This is a genomic window from Streptomyces sp. NPDC024555 (genome assembly GCF_055559335.1).
The window spans coordinates 30,614-48,414 of sequence record NZ_JBVHKV010000009.1; the positions used below are offsets into that span (position 1 = coordinate 30,614).

Below are 17,801 nucleotides of genomic sequence, written 5' to 3' on the forward strand. Positions count from 1 at the left end.
GGACGCGGGCTCAGGGCAGTTTGGCGGCCTGGGCGGCGACCAGATCGGCCGGGAGCTCGGGGGTCTTTCCGCCGATGAAGTCGGCGACGTAGAACGTGACGACGGTGGAGCCGGTGCGCACCAGCTGGAAGACGAGCGGCACCTTGTCCCCCTCGATGCTGCCGGTCACCTGATAGGCGATGCTCTCCTGGCCCGCCGGGGCGAGCGGGAGCTGCTTGACCTCGCTGTACGTGGACGGTCCGTCCTCGCCCGACGTGCGGAAGCCGCCCGCACAGGCCCGGACCGCGTCCCGGACGTCGCGCATGAGCTGCCGCGCCCCGTCCCTGGGGTGCGAGGTGAGGATCTCGGTGACGACGGTCTGGTCGTCCTTGCCCTCCTCCGCCTTGTCCATGACGGTCCGGAAGACGGTGGCCGCCGGGGCGGGCTCGGGCGCTCCGTTGATCACGGAGACGAGCGGCCGGCACTCCTTCTTCTCGGAGCGCTCGGTGCCGGTCTCGTCGCCGCCCTGCATGGGCGTGACCTCGTACGTGCCGGCCTCGCCGGTGGTGAGCGCCGCCGCGGCGAGTCCGGCCCTGTCGAGGACCTTGCCGCTGCTGGTGGGGGGCGAGGTGGGTGACGGGGCGGCGGAGGGCGTGGAGGCGGTGGCGGGCGCGGAGGCCGGGGCGCTCGTCCCGGCCGCCTTGTCGCCGTCCTTCCCGGACGGCTTGTCGTCCGGACCGCAGGCGGCGGCCGCGAGGCAGAGCACCGCCGTGGTGGCCGCCATGGCTGCCGTACGTGCCTTCATCACTGACCGCTCCTGACCGGCGGCGGTTCCCCGCCGACGCTGTTCCCCCACCCACGGACACCGCACGGTAACAACCCGGAGCCACCGGGCGCTTGGGCCCACGGGCCCAACCCTTCGCCGCGGGCGGTCGCGGCTCAGGGCGGTCCGGAGCCGAGGAGCGTCCACGCCCCGTACGCCGCCGACGCGGCGGCGACCACCGCGAGGGCGGCCGCGGTGCGGGCGGTGGAGCGCAGCCGCAGCAGGGCGAGGGCGGGCGGCAGGAACAGCGGGAAGGCGGGCATCATCAGCCGGGGCCGGGAGCCGAAGTACCCCGAGCCGATCAGCGAGACGACGACGATCGCGACGGTGTACACGAGGACGGGCAGCGGCTGGCGCTGCCGTACGCACAGGCTCACCAGCCACCCCAGCGCGGCCAGCGCCGCGCACAGCCCGAGCGTGGCGGGCCACGGCAGCCCGAGGACGAACGCGGCCAGCGCGGCCCCGCCGTCGATGCTGTTGCCCCACTGCGCCTGGACGTCGAAGTACGCGAACGGGTCCCCCTCGCGCACGGCGACGAACACCACGTACGCCAGCCAGCCCAGCGGGGCGAGGGCCGCACCGGCGAGCATCCGCCCGTTGCGCCGCAGCAGCCCGGCCGGGCCGCCGGACCGGTGGTCGCGGACGAGGGCGACGACGGCGGTGACCACGAGGGCGGCGATCAGGGCGGCGGCCGACGGGCGGGTCAGCCCGGCGAGCACGCACAGGGCACCGGCCGTGATCCACCGCCGGGTCAGCACGGCGTACAGCGTCCAGGCGGCGAGCGCGGTGAACAGCGTCTCCGTGTACGCCATCGACTGCACGAACGCCGTCGGCCCCGCCCCCCAGAGCGCCGCCAGCACCACCCCGGCGCGCCGCCCGGCCAGCCGCGCCCCCACGGCGTAGATCCCCCAGGCGGCGGCCAGCGCGGCGGTCCACGCGACGAGGAGTCCGGCGCCCGCGAGGCCGAGCGGGGTCACGGCGGCGATGCCCCGTTCCAGGGCCGGGAGCAACGGGAAGAACGCCAGGTCGGAGTGGATGCCGCCGTCCGGGAGGACGACGGTGTACCCGTAGCCGTGCGCGGCGACCCGCTGGTACCAGACGGAGTCCCAGCGCTCCGCGAGCACATGCGCCGCGTCCTTGCCGGACGCCTCGGCGGCCGCCCGGAGCACGGCCAGCCCGACGGCCCGCACGGCGGCGTACGCGGCGAGCGCCGGTGCGGCGGAGGCGAACGCGGCGGCGAACCGCCCCCGGACCGGTCTCTCCCCGTCCCGCCTCGGCCGGGGCAGGACGGGGGCGGTCCGGGTGGACGGGTCGGTGGGCATACGGCCGATTATGTCTGCCGCCGCGCGGGGGCCGGCGGGCGGATGCGGCGGGAGGCGGCGGGCCGGAGGCGGCGGGGGCGGGGGGACCGTGGGCTCGCGGGCACCACGCCTGTGTCCCGGGGGCACAGGGGGGCTCCCGGGACCAGGCTGGGCCCGAGGTTGGGGCCCCGGGCCCAGGTCAGGGCCACCGGACCGGCCGTACGCTCACGCCACACCCGAGGAACGGCAGGGCAACGGAAGCCGTCGGGACGGCGTCGCAGAGGGAGGAAGCACCGTGAGCGGTGGCAGCGGCTGGGGAAGCGGAAGCGCGGGGCAGGTACCCCCGGGGCACGGTCCCGGCCGGACGGGCAGACCGGGCGGGGGCGGGGCCGGCTCCGCGCTGGCGCTGGCCCGCAGCTGGATCACCGGGGCCCTCGTCTACGTGATCGCCGGGTACGTGATCTCCCGGGGGCTCGTCGACCTGCTGGCCAGCGACGAACGTCTCGACGACTTCACCTGGCGCCTGGCCCTGGAGCACGTCCCCGTCGTGCTCGCCACGGTGCTCGCGGTCCTGGCCGCCGCCCGCGTCCTGCCCTACGAGCAGCGCGCCTCGCGCGCCCTGCACCTGTCGGCCGCCCTCGGCGCCCCCGTGGGCGCGCTCGTCTACCTCTATGCGACGCAGTCGCACGCCTCGGGCTCGGAGGGCGTGCTGATGCCGGTCGTCGCGCTGGCCACCGGGGCGGCGATCGGTCTCGCCGTGGACGGGCTCATGGACGACACGGACACGGTGTCGCCGCACGCGGCCCCGTACTCGTGGCGGGACGGCGGAGCGGGTGCCGCGGACTACATCGGCGGGATCAGCGTGGCCACCGGGGTCCTCGCGGCGCTGGCCGTCGCCGGGGTCGCGTGACGCGGGTCGTCCGAAACCTGGCCCCTGACCCCTGTCGCGGGCCGCGTGACGCGGTTCGTCGAGCCCGGCCCCTGTGGCGTGTCGCGGTTCGTCTCACGAGGGAACGCACTGCTCCGGCCCGTCCTCCGTCTGCTTCCTCCCCGGTCCTGCCAGGGAGGAGACAGACGGAGGACGGGCGTCACCGGTTGGGCACGTCGCTCCCGTACACCACCCAGGGCGACTGCGGGAACGAACCGACCCCGGTCAACTGGGGCTGCACGGCGGCTACTTCGGGCCGCACCGCGAGGGTGTCCGGCCAGTGGTCGAAGTAGACCGTGCCCTTCTCGATGAACCCCTGCCAGTCGGTCGCCGCCGAGGCCCCCTCGCGGTCGACGACGAATCCGACGCAGAGCACCGACGCCCGGCCCACGGCTTCCCGTGCGGCGCGGACGACGGTCTCCCCCTCGTCGCGGCTCAGCCGGGAGAGGGAGAAGCAGAGTGCGACCGTGCCGGTGTCGGTGCGGCGGACCCGGGTGGGTATGCCGGCCCCGGTGCGCAGCCAGAGCAGGAAGTCGACCCGGTCCAGCCGTTGCAGACCGGCCAGCAGGACGAGTTGGTCGCGGGTGACCCAGGACTGGGTTCCGGTGTGCTGGGCGCCGGTGCCGACGAGGGTGATGCGCCGGGTGACCGGGTGGTCGGGCCGTACGCCCGCCGACTCCAGATCGCCGAGCAGCGACTCGGCGTCGGGGCGGCTCCAGCCCAGGTGGTAGGAGGAGAAGAATCCGTCACTCATCGACACGTCCCTCGCGAAGAAAGTGCGGACGCACCGATCCTTCCGGGCACATGCCGGAGGGGACTGGGCCGCCCTGCTGGTCAGGTAGAGCGTGAAGATCCTTGTGCACGCGCCCGCCCTCGTACGGCCGCCTTCCGGCGGCGTAGCGAGAGGTTCACGTTCGGTCGTCATGAGCGTAATGAGCGGCGCGGCGCGGTGCGTGGGCCCACGGGCCCACGGCCGGACCCCAATGCGGGACGCGCCCCTCCGCTCCGCCGGCCCCGGCCCGCGGATAAGCCGTGGACAGCGGCGCGCCGTGCCGTCAGGGTGTACGGCGATGACACGTACTGACGCACCCTCCGCCTGGGACGAACGCACCCAGCTGACCACCTTCCTCGACTACACGCGCGCCACCGCCCTGGCCAAGTGCGACGGGCTCTCCCAGGAGGACGCGGTCCGCGCCCCGCTCCCGGGCTCGCCCCTGATGACCCTCGCCGGAATCGTGAACCACCTCCGCTGGGTCGAGTACTACTGGTTCGAGGTCGTCTTCCTCGGCGGCGAGGACGAGGGCCCCTGGACCGACGAGGACCCCGACCGCGAGATGCGGATCGCGACCGGCATGCCGCTGGCCCGGGTCCTCGCGGAGTACGAGGAGCAGAGCACCCGCTACCGCGCGCTCGTCGCCTCCCACGACCTGGACGCGCGGGCCGAGCGGGCCCGCAGCAACGGCCGCTGTCCCGATCTGCGCTGGATCCTGCTCCACCTGATCGAGGAGACCGCCCGGCACAACGGGCACCTCGACATCATCCGGGAGACCGTCGACGGCACCACGGGCTCCTGAGCCGCGCCCCCGCGCCCGGCCGGGGTCCGGGCGGGGTCCGGGCGGGGTCGTACCCTTCGTCCGGTGAGCACACGGACCGAAGGCACCGCCCCCGCACCCCCGCCCCGCCCGCCCGTCCCCGGCGGTCCCGGCACCCCGATCGACGTGCCCGGCGTCCGGAACCTCCGCGACGCGGGCGGGGTCGGTGAGCTGCGGCCCGGGATCCTGTACCGCTCGGGGGCGCTGGACGCGCTGACCGCGCGGGGCGCGGAGCGGCTCGGGGAGCTGGGGCTGCGCACGGTGATCGATCTCCGCAGTGCGCCGGAGGTCGCGGCGGCCCCGGACGTACGGGACGGGCTCGGCTTCACGTACCGCCACGCCCCGGTCTTCGTGGAGCGGCGGTGGCCCGCGGAGCAGCGGGAGCTGTACCCGGCGATGGCCGGAGAGGCCGGACGCTCCACGGTCGCGGTGATCCGCGCGATCACCGCCCCCGGGGCCGTGCCCGTACTCGTCCACTGCGCCTCGGGCAAGGACAGGACCGGACTGACCGTCGCCGTGCTCCAGACGCTGCTCGGCGCCTCCGAGGCAGAGGTCACCGAGGACTTCCTCCGCTCGAACGAGGCCCTGGGCCTGGGGGCGCCCTCGGCGGGGGACGGGGCGGTGGCGGGCGGCGGGCCGGTGGTGGGCGGACGGCCCGGGGGCGGTCCGCCGCGGCCCGGTCACGGTGCGCTGCCCGTCGCCGCGACGCATCTGTTCCACGCGCTGCTGTGGATCCGCAGCCACCACGGATCCGTACCGGACTGGCTGCTGGCGCACGGCGCGACGGAGTCCGGGCTGGCGGACCTGCGCGCGATCCTGTCGGGGCGGCCCCGGACCCCGTGATCCCCGGCAGCCCCCCGTCCGGGTGTCAGAGGGCCGTGAGAGGGTGTTGATCAACGGCGGGAAACACTCGCCCTGTTGAGCGGATCAGTGTTTCCCAAAGGCCACATCCCAGGGGGGACTCTTCATGACCAGTAGTCGACGCAGGCGTGCGCTGAGAGGCACGCTCGCCACGACCGCCCTCACGGTGGCGCTGGCCACCACCGCAGGCACGGCCACCGCGGCGGACGACCCGTCGGCCGCCGACCGCGCGCGTGCCTCGGCGGAGGCGCGGGCCGGAGCGGCCGCGCAGAACGGCGCGGACGGCCGGTCCGCCGCGAGCGCGGCCCCGCAGGCCGCCGCCGGGCCCGTCGTGGCGACGCCGACCTTCTCGATGACGGCCGTCCACAAGCGGACGGGCAATCTCTTCCTGTACTTCTCGGACCGGCAGGGCGGGTTCGAGCCGCAGTACGACGTGGGGGTGAACTACGACTTCGCCGCCGGGTCGATCGACGTCGACAACGACAAGGACGGCTACAGCGACGGGACCTGGAACCTGCGCAAGGACGGCACCCTGCACTACACCTGGATCGACGACGACGACTTCCAGGCGTACACGAAGCAGGTCGGCAAGGGCTGGAACATCTACACGACGGTCCTCTCGCCGGGCAACCTCGGCGGGGCGCCCGAGGCCGACCTGATCGGTCTGGACAAGGCCGGTGTGCTCTGGGGCTACCTCGGCTACCCGGACGGCACGGTCACCTCGCGCACGCGGATCGGCGGCGGCTGGGGCCAGTACACGCAGCTCGCCGGCCAGGCGGACCTGACCGGGGACGGCAAGGCCGACATCGTCGCGCGGGACGGGTCCGGCGTCCTGTGGCTGTACAAGGGCACCGGCGACTACAAGGCCCCGTTCGCCACCCGTGAGCGCATCGGCGGCGGCTGGAACGTGTACGACCGCCTCCTGTCGATCGGTGACATGGACGCGGACGGCAAGACGGACCTGATCGCCCGCAAGCCGAACGGCGACCTGTTCCGGTACTCGGGCACGGGCAACGCACCGGCCGTGTTCAAGAGCGCGGTCCAGATCGGGCACGGCTTCCAGGCGTACAACCTGCTGTAGACGCCCGCGCGGGGCCTGTACGGGGCCTGTACGGACTTCATGTGCACGAGGCGGGCCCCGCGGCTCCCGGGAGGGGTCGCGGGGCCCGCCTCGTGCACGTCCACCGGACCGCCCACGTCCGCGCAGGTCAGGGCCGCGAGAAGGCCCGTCCCAGAGGCGTCCCAGGCGAACCCGGGACGGCTCCCCGGCCACCCGGGACGGCGGATCGTCCGGGAGCCCGGAGAACGGTCGGTAGATTCCATGGAGTCGGCCCGGCCGCCGCGTTGTGCGGCGCACCCGGGGCCGCGCATCTCCGCTTCCTCCGCCTCCTCCGCCTCCTCCGCCTCAGCGTCGCGCACCGGAACCACGCGCCGGACGGCTCCGGACGGCTCGGGCGGAGAGGAGGCCGGGCACCGTCGCCCGGAACCGCCGGGCACCGTCGCCCGCACCGCCCCGGACCCGCTCGCCGACCTGTCCGCCGTCCCGTTCGCCACGCCCGAAAGGGAGCTCCGCCATGACCGCGCACGCACGCCCCGGACCCGGTCCGCGCCGCCGCACCGTCCTCACCGGAACATTCGCGGCGGGGGCCGCGGTCCTGCTGCCGTTCGTGGCACCGGACCGGGCGCGCGCCGCGTCCGGCCCGGTGATCGCGGACTGCGCGACCTGGGGCGCGAGGCCGCCGAGCAGCCCCGTCAATCTGCTCCCCACCCCGCCCCAGAAGATCATCGTCCACCACACCGCGGACCCGAACGTCACGGACTACTCGCAGGCCCACGCCTTCGAACTGGCCCGGTCCATGCAGGCGTACCAGATGGACGTGGAGCAGTGGACCGACACCGGCCAGCACTTCACGATCAGCCGGGGCGCGTACGTGATGGAGGGCCGGCACGGCAGCCTCGCCGCCCTGACCGCCGGGACCCGGCAGGTGGAGTCGGCGCACTGCACCGGGCAGAACACGGTGGCCATCGGCATCGAGAACGAGGGCAGCTACTCCACGGTCGACCCGCGCGGCGCGCAGTACGCGGCGCTCGTGGACCTGTGCGAGCTGGTGTGCCGTCAGTACGGGCTGCCCGCGTACCAGATCTACGGGCACCGCGACTTCAACAGCACCCTGTGCCCCGGGGACCGCCTCTACGCCCTGCTGCCCCAGCTCCGCCAGGACGTCGCGGCCCGGATCGGCGGCGACCCGACCCCGCCGCTGTGGCCGGTCCTGTCCTCCGGGGACAGCGGCGAAGGCGTCCGCACCCTCCAGCTCCTCCTCAACACCCGCGGCGCCGCCCTCACGGCGGACGGCGACTACGGCCCCTCGACCGAGGCCGCGGTGTACGCCTTCCAGGACACGGAGCACGCCACCCCCGACGGTGTCGCCGGCCTCCAGACCTGGAACCAGCTCGCCTCCCCCGCCCGCCAGGGCGACTCCGGTACCGCCGTCGAGGCCCTCCAGCTCCAGCTCACCGCCCACGGCATCCCCACGGACACCGACGGCGACTTCGGCCCCGCCACCCGGACCGGCGTCACCCGTTTCCAGACCACCCGCTCCCTGCCCGCCGACGGCATCGCCGACGCCCGCACCTGGAGCCGCCTGGTGGCCTGACCCACCGCACGTCCGTTCCGGCCGGAACTCCTTCCGGCACGAGCGGCAGCGGGAGTGGTGGACTGCAGGGGGGTCCACCAATCCCGCGCGCACAGGCGATGTCCGGCGCCCCTGACCAGGGCGCCGGACATCCCTCTTGCGGTCATCAGTACGGGCTCAGCGGTCCACCGTCCACGCCGCGTCGGCGGGAGGGCGGCCGTGGGCGACGATGTGGTGGACGATCCGGTGCGCCTCGTCCACGGGGACGGTGTCCGTGTCGGGGTACTCGTCGTCCTGGCCGTTCGCGAGGACGAAGCCGTCGCTCCATTCCTCGCCGGCCGCCGGGTCGGAGGCGTGTTCTCCCGGGTCCCCCTGGCCCGCGAGGAGCATCACCATGGCCCGTTCGGTGTTGGTGACGAAGGCCAGGCTCCGCCCGTCCGTGCTGGTGAGCCACGACTCGCGTACGCCGGCGTCGGTCCTGCGGCGCAGTTCGGCAACGGCCTCGTCGGCCGGCACCGTCGGTCCGCCGTCGGTGAAGGCCCAGTTCTCGGTCATGGGCTCGACCTTCCCACGTCCGACCGGGCGGGGGGCGCGGTGCGCAGCACAAACGCCCGGCCCCCGCGATCAGCTCGCGGGGGCCGGGCGCCGGAAGCGGTGGCTCAGCTCTTCGAGCCCTCCGCGCGCGCGAAGGAGACCTCCACGCGGCGGTTCTTCTTGCGGCTCTCCTCGGTGGCGTTGCTGGCGATCGGGTACTGCTCGCCGTACCCCTTCACCTCGAAGGAGATTCCGCTGCCGGACAGCGCCTTCTGCAGCACACCGTGCACGGCCTCGGCACGCTGCTTCGAGAGGACGTCACCGTGGGCGGACGAGCCCAGGTTGTCCGTGAAGCCGAACACCCGGACCTTCTTGGCGTCCTGCTTCTTGATCTCCTGGGCGATCTCGTTGATCCGGCCGTTGGCCGCAGCGCTCAGTGTGGCGCTGTCCTTGCCGAAGAGGACCTCGGCCTGGAGAGCGAACTTGATGTCCGAGTTGGTGTCCTCGCGGCGCTCCTCCCCGCCCATGTCCTCGATGACCGACTTGATGTCGAGCACCTTGGCGGGAGCGAGCGTGGCGCCCTCGGGGAGCTTCAGATCGGAGTCGTTCGGATCGATCTTGACCGGCGGCTCGGCCGAGGCCGACGGGTACGGACTGTCGTCCGCGAACGCCTGCGGGGCACCCATGACCCCGAAGGCGAGCGCACCCGTCAGAACCGTGACCGCGAGGTGGGCGGACGCCCGACGGGCGCCGGTGGTGACGGCGCTCATCAGGAGATCTCAATCGGTGCGGGGGCGAAGCCGTTGAACTGGAGCTCGACCTTGGTGGTGGACTCCGGCGGGGCCGGGAACTGGGCGAAGAACGTCATCGTCTGCCCCGCCTTGAAGAAGACGTTGTAGTCGATGGTGGTCAGGGCTCGATTGTCCGTGTCACGCAGAACGTAGTACCGCTTCTTACCAGCGGAGTCCACCAGGGTCATGTCCGCGAGGGACCTCCCTTTGAGGGAGACTGCAACCTCCTTGCCGTTCCAGCCGATCGGAATACTGAAGGTCTTCCCGGTCGGGTTCTTGAACTGGCCGGTGACCGTAAGGAATCCGCCACTGTCGCGCTTGGCCGAGTTGATGGCCATCTCGATGCCGGCATCGTTCTTCGACGTCACCATCACGGTGCTCGTGTCCGGAACGGTCTCGCCGCCACCTTCGCCCTTGTCGGACGGGGAGTTGGATGCCTGGGAAGCGGCGTCCTTCGGCTTCTTCCCGTCGTCACTGCCGCAAGCGGTCAGCGAGAGCGCCAGGGTGGCAGCCAGAGCGGCGGCACCCCCGGCACGGCGCATGGTCCTCATGTGCGGATTACCCATCGGTCCAGTTTCCTTTGCGTGTGATCGTGGTCAGTCTTCGACGAGGCGTACGGAGAACAGGTCGGGCATGTCAGGCATGGAAGCCAGGGCCTTGGGGCTGACCACCCAGGTCAGGCCGCTGCTGCACATCACCGTGCCAATGGACGTCGAGGTCCAGTCCGGGTTCGGGATGAACTTGCACCGGGACTCGATGACGGCCGTGGCATGCGACTTCGCGCGCTTGCCCTTCGCACCCGAGACGAGCTTCGCGGTCATCGGGGTCTTGCCCCGCACATCGACCCGTGCGCCCCAGTCCCCCGTCCTCGGGGGGCTGCAGCTGTCGACGGTGGCGTTGTTGTGCTCGGCGAACTCATACGCCTTCCAGCAGCCATTACCGATCCCGCTGCCGCCGAACGGCGTGTTGAACACCTTGGTGTAGAAGACCCTGTCCATGACCATCGCCTTCAGTTCCAGCTGCATCAAGCTCCGCGACTGCTTCGCCGCAGCGAGGGCGGACGCGTCCGCCGCGCTCTGCGCGCCGTTGCGCTTGACGTCGGCCTCACCGAACGTGAAGAAGATCAACGCAAGGAAGAGCAGGCCCGTCACCGCTGTGATGTACAGCGGTGCGGCCTGCCCTGCCTCGGACCTCAGTCGACGAATCACCCGCCGAGCACGGAGTTGATCGCGTCGGAGAAGGCGCCGGCGATGGTGTCGCCCAGGTTGGTGTTGAGCAGCGCCACGACGATGGCCACCACGAGGATCGTGATGCCGACGTACTCGATCGCGCCCTGACCCTTGTCGCTGCGACGCTTGATCGCGTCCACGGCGGTGTTCTTCCAGCCGTTGATGTAGGTCTGGGTGGCGGCGGCGGCCTTCAGGGTGATGTTCGACATGGTGTTCCCCTCCGAGTTCGGCCGACCGGGAGTCGGCCGACGCTGATACGTAAGTCTTCGTGTCGTTCGCGCTTCCGGCTTCCTCCTGGCCGGTCTCGCTGGCGACATGAGAAACGTACGCCGGGGCAACACCCACTCGCATGGGCCTGCGGGCCCAACTACGGGCCCACTCCCTCAGTTGGGCCTTCGGGCCCATCGTGTGCTCAGCCATGCCTCGTCGACCCCCCGGACGACATCCGGTGCCAGACGGCGATGGCCTCGCCCCGGCTGCCGGCGTTCAACTTGGCGAAGATGCGGTTGATGTGGTTCTTGACGGTCTTCTGACTGATGAAGCAGGTGGCCGCGATCTGCTGATTCGTCATGCCCGACGCGATCAGGTCCATCACTTCCACCTCCCGTTCACTCAGATCTCCTGGCACACCCTGGGGGGCCGCAACGGGAACCCCCTGGGAAGAATGTGCCACAGATGGTTGCGGAAGCGAAGCCTTTTGCGGGAATCCGCGCGCCCCCAACTCCTCGCGCACAGCCCCGACCTGGTGGTTTGATCCCCCATGGGAAGGCCATGGTCCGTGCGTGTCGTGTGCGGGTGCAGATACATGGCCCTGGGGCGCGGGCCGGTAGCCGGGGCCGGTGAAGGCCGTCCCCAGGCCCTCGGGCAGCGGCCGGCCGTCCTGGCCGAGGCCTCCGCCGCGCACGGAGTCCAGCAGGGCGCTGCTGGCCGAGTAGGTGAAGTGGGCCCGGCCGTCCTTGATGTCGCGGACCGCGGCGACCAGCTGGTCGGCGGTGAACTCGCCGTGCACCAGATAGCCGCCCGCGCCCAGGCGCAGGGCCTCGTGGACGATCTCGCTCTCCCGGCTGTACGTCATCATCAGCACCGGGGCCAGCCGCACCAGATGGGGCAGGGCGGAGATGCCGTCGACGCCGGGCATGCGGACGTCCAGCAGGACGACATCGGGCCGGTGCTGGACGGCCATCTCGTAGGCCTGCCGGCCGTCACCGGCCTCGGCGACCACGTCGATGTCGTCGCGGCCCTGCAGAAGCACGGTCAGACCGGCCCGTACGACCGGGTTGTCGTCGGCGACGACCACTCTGAGGGCCTGTACGGCGGGCATGGCTTCCGGGCCGGGGAAGGCCGGGAGACCGCCTGAAGGGGTGGGTGCGGGGACACCGGCGGTGGGGGGCGAGCTGAGCGGGCTGGAGTGCGAGGACGTGTGCTGCGAGACATGCGGCTGCTGCGTCCACTGCTCTCCTGAGCTGCGGGAGATCTCGTCCGGCATGGTGCGGGCCTCCTCTCTCAAGGATGGGGACTGTGGGGCGGTCTGGAGCGGTTACGCGTATTCAGTTGTCGAGCCGCACGGGCTGTCCGGGGACCTGCGGCAGCAGGGGCGGGGGTGGTGCGGTGGCCGGAGGGGCCAGGTTCATCGCGGCGAGCGACAGATCGAGGCGGACCTCGGTGCCGCGCTCCGCCTTGCCGCGACCGATGCGGATGCGCGCCCCGATGGAGGCGGCGCGCTCGACCATGCCGACGAGGCCGAAGTGGCCGGCCTTGCGGAGGTCGTCCAGTGAGGTGCCCCGGGGCAGGCCGTCGCCGTCGTCGTACACGCTGATGCGCACCACGTCGCGGACCAGTCCCGCCGAGACCTCGACATAGCTGGGGCGGGCGTGGCGCTGGGCGTTCTCCATGGCCTCGCTGGCGATGGTGAGAGCGTGCCGGGCGACGGCGTGCGGGATGAGGGGGACGGCGCCGTCGCCGATCCGGCGGTAGACGGCCTTGACCCCGTGGCGGCGTTCGAAGTCGGCGGTGCGGGCGCTGAGTTCGTCCAGGACGTCCACGCCGCCGTCGAGACCGGACTCGCGCCGCAGGTCGGAGAGGAGTTCGCGGGACTCGGCCGCCGCGCGGCGGGCGGAGCGTGCCACCAGTTCCGCCTGGTGCTTCACCGTCATGGGGTCCATGCGGTCGGCGGTGCTGGCGAGACCGTCGGCCGCCATCGCCAGGCCGTGCAGGGTCTTGGCCACGGAGTCGTGCATCTCGCGGGCGAGACGCGCGCGCTCCTCCTCGACCGCGCCGCTGACGGCCAGCCGGGCCCGGGTCTCCGTCAGTGCCTGGGACGCGGCGCCGAACCTGAGGAGCAGACCCCGCAGGGAGGCGCCGACGGCGCCGGCCATGATGCAGAGGCCCACTACGAGAAGGGCGGAGACATCAGCCTCGGCCTCCCGGCTGACACCGTACGAGGCGGCCAGCAACAGGGACTGCAGGATGGCGAAGATGGCCCCACCGCGCCAGCCGTAGACGAGTCCGGCCAGCAGCGGGGTGCAAACGGTGACGTAGGAGAGGGTTGAACCCGGCGTCGCGGCGAACAGCAGCATGGCGCCGAAGAGCATGTCCACCGCCAGCAGCGCGGGGTGGCGGAGCAGCACCGGGCCGAAGCGCTCCCAGTCCCGCATCAGCAGGTAGGAGACCATCACCGTGACCAGCACGGCCGCGCCCACGAGCCAGCTGCCGAACTCCTCGTGCACACCGCGCAGGGCGAACGGGGTGGCCAGCAGCGTCATGGCGAGCCGGAATCCGAAGAGCTGGCGGCACAGGGCCTGCAGGGCGTTCAGCTGGATCGGCAGGGCCGGCACATGACCGGGGTTGTCCTCGGGGGTCTGTGCGTCGGGACCGCCGGTCAGGGCGGGTCCGTTCGGGCGGGGGGCCATCTGTTCCTCTCACCTCCTCGTCGGGTCCGGTCCTCGGCCGGCCGTACGTCGGTCAGCCGCCGAAGACGTCGCCGACGTTCACGTCGGCGGCGTAGTAGAAACCGACCGCGATGAGGATCATCGTTCCCGGCAGCATGAAGCTGGTGACGATCAGCGTCGCCTTCGGCACGGCCTTCGCGGCCTTCCGCCGGGCGTTCTGGGCGTCGGTGCGGCGCATGTCGTTGGCGATCTGGATCAGCGTGTCGACGATGGGGGCGCCGAGCTCCTCGCCCTGCTGGAGGGCGGAGACGAACATCGAGACCTGCTCGGACTCGTTGCGCTTGCGGAGCTGGTCGAACGCCTCGCGGCGGCTGACACCCATGTCCATCTGGCGCAGGGTGATGCGCAGTTCGTCGGCCCAGGGGCCCTGGTACTTCTCGGCGACGCGCTCCAGGGCCTGGCGGAAGCCGAGACCGGCCGACACGACGACCGCGAGGACGTCCAGGAAGTCGGGGAGCGTGCGGTCGATGTCGTCCTTGCGCCGGATGATGGCGGACCGGATGAGCACGTCCGTCCAGAAGAACCCGTAGACGAGAAGGATGACCGCCAGAACGGGCTGGCCGTTCATCAGCATCGCCAGGGCCGCGAGGGCGCCGAGGCCGCCGTAGAACGCGCGGCGGGCCGCGTAGCGGTCGATGGTCATACCGCCGGGGTTACCGGCCATGTCCAGCTTGCGGCGCATCTTGTCGACGCGCTTGGGTCCCATCATGGACAGGACGCGGGGGGCGTAGCGCATGCCCATGCGGTCCGCCAGGCCGCCCGCGGCGGACGTGCGGGTGGAGCCGACCTCCAGGGCGAGTTCGATGTCGCCGGGGAGTTTCGCCTCGGCGCGGTACATGCGGATGCCGTGGAAGGCGCCGTAGACGGCGAGCCCGAAGACGGCAGCTATCAGCAGGTTCATGATGTCCTCTCCGTGTGGGTCCGGGCCGTCAGATGCGCACGCGGGTGAGCCGGTTGATGAAGAAGAATCCGAGGCCGTAGAGCCCGGCCGCGATGAGCACGGAGATACGGCCGACCGTTGATCCCGTCATGTCGTCGAGGGCGCCGTCCCGCATGCCGTTGATGATGAGCAGGAAGCCCATGCCGAGGATCGGAACGGCCACGGCCGTCACCTTCACTTGGGACAGCAGGGTGGTGACCTCGCGGCGGGTCTCCTTGCGCTCCTCCAGCGTTCCCGTGAGGTTGCGCAGCGAGGAGACGATGGTGCCACCGGCCCGGTTCGAGAGGATGAGGGTCGAGACCAGCACCGTGAGCTCGCGCGAGGGCAGCCGCTCGACGAGCTCGTTCATGGCGTCGTCGAGGGAGTGCCCGACGGCGAGCCGGTCGGCCACTCGCTGGAGCTCCTCGTGGGCCGGCTCGTCGAGCTCGTCCACGGCCATGCTGATGGCGGTACGAAGCGCCAGACCGGCCTGGGTGGCGTTGGCGAGCACACGGGTCAGCTCGGGGAGCTGGTTGATGAAGGCCTCGGTGCGCTTGGCGCGCTGGTAGTTCAGGAAGGCGTTGCCGCCCCAGAGGCCGATGAGGGCCGCCAGCAGGCCGAAGAACGGGGCGAAGATCGATCCGACGATGAAGTAGAGGGCGAGCAGCGCCGCCACCACGTAGACGAAGTACTCGCCGGGGGTGAGGTCGAGGCCGGTGGCCGCGATCTTGCGCTCGATGCGCTTGCCCAGCCCCGTCTTGCGCAGTCGCCGGTCGACGCCCCGGAACCGCCGGCTGCGGCCGCCGATGGTCAGCTGTCCCGTGTGGGACATCCGGTCCACGAGTTCCTGTTGCTGAGCTTTGCCCGAGGTGAAGATGTGCACGCCAATCACGGCGAACAGACCGGCGAACAGTGTCACGCCGATCGTCAGGAGCGGAAGATTATCCATGTCGGGCGAGGCCTTCTGAGTGAGCGGCGGGCTGGGGACGGTGCGAGGGGCGGCGGGGTCAGGCGACGGACTTGCGCATCTGGAGCTGCTCCTCCGACTGGGCGACGCCGAAGGCCGCCGGGATGGCCTCGCTGGTGGCGTAGAGGCGCTGGGCCACCCGGCGGGGCAGCGGGTAGTACTCGAACTGCCCGTAGATCCTGCCGTCCGCCGCCATCGGCTGTGCGGCGAACCGGCAGACCGAGATGATCCGGTAGTCCTCCCGCCCGTGGGAGTCGACGACGGCGATCTCGGTGATGCGGCGCGATCCGTCGGAGTGACGGGTCAGCTGCACGATGACGTCGACGGCGCTGTTGATCTGGTCGTGGATCGCGACGAACGGGATCTCGACCTCGGACATGGACGCCAGGGTCTGCAGACGCATCAGCGCGTCCTCGGCGTTGTTGGCGTGGACCGTGGCGAGCGAACCGTCGTGACCGGTGGACATGGCCTGGAGCATGTCGAGCGTCTCGCCGCCACGGACCTCACCGACGATGATGCGGTCGGGGCGCATACGCAGGGAGTTGCGGACCAGGTCGCGGATGGTGACCTGGCCCTTGCCCTCGACGTTGGCCGGACGGCTCTCCAGGGTGATCACGTGGGACTGCTGGAGCTGGAGCTCGGCGGAGTCCTCGATCGTGACGATGCGCTCGCCGTTGGGGATCAGTCCGGACAGGGCGTTGAGCAGCGTCGTCTTCCCGGTACCGGTGGCGCCGGAGACGATGACGTTGAACTTGGCGCGCACCAGTCCGGCGAGCAGCATCAGCATGTGCTCGTCGAGCGAGCCGAGGCCGATCATCTCCTGGAGCGTGAACGCCCGGGGGAACCGTCGGATCGTGAGGATCGGGCCCTTGAGCGACAGCGGCGGGATGATCACGTTGACACGCTCGCCGGACGGGAGACGCGCGTCGACCATCGGGTTCGCCTCGTCCACGCGGCGGTTGACCGTGGAGACGATGCGTTCGATGGTCTGCATCAGCTGCTCGTTGGACGAGAAGCGCATGGGGAGCAGCTCCAGGCGCCCGCCGCGCTCCACGAAGACCTGTTCGGGTCCGTTGACCATGATCTCGCTGATGGAGGCGTCTTCGAGCAGGGGTTCCAGGATGCCGAGTCCGAGGGACTCGTCGACGACCCGGCGGATGAGCTGGGCGCGCTCCATCGGGGAGAGGACCGGGCCCTCGCGGCTGATGATGTGGCCCAGGACGCGTTCGAGCCGCGCCCTGCGCTCGGCCGCCGCGAGGACGGACATCTCGGCGAGGTCGATCTCCTCCAGGAGCTTGGCGCGGTAGACCTGGACCAGCCGGCTCTCTTCGCTCATCCCGTTGGCCGGCTCGGGACTGGTGATGCGCGCCCGCAGGCTCATGTCGTCTACTCCCTGGTGTGGTGCGTGGTGCGGTTCAGCGGTGGTCGCGAGGCATGGTGACGCGCTTCTCGACGTTGCCGAAGTCGAACATCGGCACCACCGAAGGAATGTGGATCTTCACCTTGACGGAGACCGAGTCGTACCCCCTGTCCACACGCAGGTCCTCGACGTCGTCCCTCAGCCAGTTGCTCAGCGACGCGAGGGCGACCGGTTCACCGCGTCCGCTCTGGCCCTTGTCGGATTCCACCCGGGCCCCCGCGCGCGCGGCCGTGCTGGCCTGCTGCTTCGCGTAGACGGCGACGCCGAGCTGGACGACGGCCATGGCGGCGATCAGGAGCAGGGTCAGCACGCCGACGTACTCGACGGCCGCCTGGCCGCGCTGGCGCGCGGACCGGGAGGCCGGGCCCTCCATCGCCCCGGAGGCGATCGGGTGGCTCATCGTGCGGGTCACCATCCGAATCCCCCCGTTTCCTTCTTGGCCTTGGCATCGCCGGTCGCCGACCACGGCAGGTCGAAGGCTCCGGGGAAGAGGAGCGGCACCTTCACCTTCACCTTCGCGGTCACCAGTCCGCTGAAGCCGGTCTGGCAGTCCTGGACGACGACGTCCCAGGCGTCGGGAACGTCCTCGCGCGCCGCCTGCCGGCAGGCCTGCCACGATCCGTACTCCGCGACGGCGGCCGCTCTGACGCCCTTGTCCGCCGCGTTGCCGGCGAGGATCCACGTGTAGCAGACCAGCCCGGCCTGCCACATCACGGCCAGGGTGACCAGGATGGCCGGCAGGGTGCCGACGAACTCGATCGCGCTCTGCCCCCGGTCCCCCCGCTTCCGTCCCCGCTTCGTACCGGTATCGGGAACTATGCCCGCGCTACCGCTGTCCGCCGCGGTCGGCGGCCGGTCCGTTCGTAGAAGAGTCAT

The 17,801-nt window shown here is 71.6% G+C and carries 20 protein-coding genes; 5 read left to right on the forward strand and 15 right to left on the reverse strand.

Translation table 11 applies throughout. The features are described 5' to 3' along the window. Window positions 1-10: 10 nt before the first annotated feature. Together ACZ4FH_RS16945 and ACZ4FH_RS16950 are read right to left on the reverse strand one after the other, a co-directional pair. Complete coding sequence (locus ACZ4FH_RS16945) at window positions 11-784, reverse strand: hypothetical protein (RefSeq protein ID WP_467305424.1); 774 nt, start codon at window positions 782-784, stop codon at window positions 11-13. A 134-nt stretch (window positions 785-918) separates the two neighbouring features. Further along, complete coding sequence (locus ACZ4FH_RS16950) at window positions 919-2,124, reverse strand: hypothetical protein (RefSeq protein ID WP_467305425.1); 1,206 nt, start codon at window positions 2,122-2,124, stop codon at window positions 919-921. Window positions 2,125-2,398: 274 nt separating this feature from the next. Between ACZ4FH_RS16950 and ACZ4FH_RS16955 the strand changes: the two genes are divergently transcribed. Continuing rightward, window positions 2,399-3,013: a hypothetical protein gene (locus ACZ4FH_RS16955; RefSeq protein ID WP_467305427.1), complete on the forward strand. Its 615-nt coding sequence runs from the start codon at window positions 2,399-2,401 to the stop codon at window positions 3,011-3,013. Between the two features lie 178 nt (window positions 3,014-3,191). On the opposite strand, the gene ACZ4FH_RS16960 is transcribed toward ACZ4FH_RS16955, so the two are convergent. After that, window positions 3,192-3,785: a hypothetical protein gene (locus tag ACZ4FH_RS16960; RefSeq protein ID WP_383650401.1), complete on the reverse strand. Its 594-nt coding sequence runs from the start codon at window positions 3,783-3,785 to the stop codon at window positions 3,192-3,194. A 316-nt stretch (window positions 3,786-4,101) separates the two neighbouring features. Here ACZ4FH_RS16960 and ACZ4FH_RS16965 point away from each other — a divergent pair, with 316 nt between their 5' ends. The 4 genes from ACZ4FH_RS16965 to ACZ4FH_RS16980 all read left to right on the forward strand — a co-directional run bounded on the left by ACZ4FH_RS16965 (window position 4,102) and on the right by ACZ4FH_RS16980 (window position 8,138). After that, window positions 4,102-4,605 (forward strand): DinB family protein, encoded by a 504-nt coding sequence (locus tag ACZ4FH_RS16965; RefSeq protein ID WP_467305429.1) that lies wholly within the window; start codon window positions 4,102-4,104, stop codon window positions 4,603-4,605. 63 nt (window positions 4,606-4,668) lie between these two features. Continuing rightward, a complete protein-coding gene (locus ACZ4FH_RS16970) occupies window positions 4,669-5,466 on the forward strand; it encodes a tyrosine-protein phosphatase (RefSeq protein ID WP_467305430.1) in 798 nt (265 codons plus the stop codon). Window positions 5,467-5,590: 124 nt separating this feature from the next. After that, window positions 5,591-6,565: an FG-GAP repeat domain-containing protein gene (locus tag ACZ4FH_RS16975; RefSeq protein WP_467305431.1), complete on the forward strand. Its 975-nt coding sequence runs from the start codon at window positions 5,591-5,593 to the stop codon at window positions 6,563-6,565. Between the two features lie 493 nt (window positions 6,566-7,058). Further along, a complete protein-coding gene (locus ACZ4FH_RS16980) occupies window positions 7,059-8,138 on the forward strand; it encodes a peptidoglycan recognition protein family protein (RefSeq protein WP_467305432.1) in 1,080 nt (359 codons plus the stop codon). Between the two features lie 156 nt (window positions 8,139-8,294). On the opposite strand, the gene ACZ4FH_RS16985 is transcribed toward ACZ4FH_RS16980, so the two are convergent. From ACZ4FH_RS16985 to ACZ4FH_RS17040, 12 genes are all read right to left on the reverse strand, one after another. Beyond that, window positions 8,295-8,672, reverse strand: coding sequence for an Imm1 family immunity protein (locus ACZ4FH_RS16985; protein ID WP_467305433.1), 378 nt, complete (start codon window positions 8,670-8,672; stop codon window positions 8,295-8,297). Between the two features lie 104 nt (window positions 8,673-8,776). Beyond that, window positions 8,777-9,421: an OmpA family protein gene (locus ACZ4FH_RS16990; protein WP_467305435.1), complete on the reverse strand. Its 645-nt coding sequence runs from the start codon at window positions 9,419-9,421 to the stop codon at window positions 8,777-8,779. Continuing rightward, window positions 9,421-10,008: a hypothetical protein gene (locus tag ACZ4FH_RS16995; protein ID WP_467305436.1), complete on the reverse strand. Its 588-nt coding sequence runs from the start codon at window positions 10,006-10,008 to the stop codon at window positions 9,421-9,423. The genes ACZ4FH_RS16990 and ACZ4FH_RS16995 overlap by 1 nt, the downstream gene beginning before the upstream one ends. Window positions 10,009-10,038: 30 nt before the next feature. Further along, window positions 10,039-10,650 (reverse strand): pilus assembly protein TadG-related protein, encoded by a 612-nt coding sequence (locus ACZ4FH_RS17000; RefSeq protein ID WP_467305437.1) that lies wholly within the window; start codon window positions 10,648-10,650, stop codon window positions 10,039-10,041. Continuing rightward, on the reverse strand, window positions 10,647-10,880 hold the full coding sequence (locus ACZ4FH_RS17005) for a hypothetical protein (protein ID WP_467305439.1): 234 nt from the start codon (window positions 10,878-10,880) through the stop codon (window positions 10,647-10,649). The genes ACZ4FH_RS17000 and ACZ4FH_RS17005 overlap by 4 nt, the downstream gene beginning before the upstream one ends. 203 nt (window positions 10,881-11,083) lie before the next feature. Further along, window positions 11,084-12,157, reverse strand: a complete 1,074-nt coding sequence (locus ACZ4FH_RS17010; protein WP_467305440.1) for a response regulator — start codon at window positions 12,155-12,157, stop codon at window positions 11,084-11,086. A gap of 61 nt (window positions 12,158-12,218) precedes the next feature. Beyond that, entirely contained in the window at window positions 12,219-13,580 is a 1,362-nt protein-coding gene (locus ACZ4FH_RS17015) for a sensor histidine kinase (RefSeq protein WP_467305441.1), read from the reverse strand. A gap of 52 nt (window positions 13,581-13,632) precedes the next feature. Continuing rightward, window positions 13,633-14,520 carry a DUF5936 domain-containing protein gene (locus tag ACZ4FH_RS17020; RefSeq protein ID WP_467305442.1) on the reverse strand — a complete coding sequence of 296 codons (888 nt, stop codon included), beginning with the start codon at window positions 14,518-14,520 and terminating at the stop codon, window positions 13,633-13,635. Between the two features lie 28 nt (window positions 14,521-14,548). Then, a complete protein-coding gene (locus tag ACZ4FH_RS17025; protein WP_467305444.1) occupies window positions 14,549-15,487 on the reverse strand; it encodes a type II secretion system F family protein in 939 nt (312 codons plus the stop codon). A 58-nt stretch (window positions 15,488-15,545) separates the two neighbouring features. After that, complete coding sequence (locus tag ACZ4FH_RS17030) at window positions 15,546-16,886, reverse strand: CpaF family protein (RefSeq protein ID WP_467305445.1); 1,341 nt, start codon at window positions 16,884-16,886, stop codon at window positions 15,546-15,548. Between the two features lie 34 nt (window positions 16,887-16,920). Next, the gene (locus tag ACZ4FH_RS17035) at window positions 16,921-17,325 is read right to left on the reverse strand and encodes a TadE family protein (protein ID WP_467305446.1); all 405 of its coding nucleotides are present in this window, start codon (window positions 17,323-17,325) and stop codon (window positions 16,921-16,923) included. Window positions 17,326-17,333: 8 nt separating this feature from the next. After that, entirely contained in the window at window positions 17,334-17,801 is a 468-nt protein-coding gene (locus ACZ4FH_RS17040; protein WP_467305447.1) for a TadE/TadG family type IV pilus assembly protein, read from the reverse strand.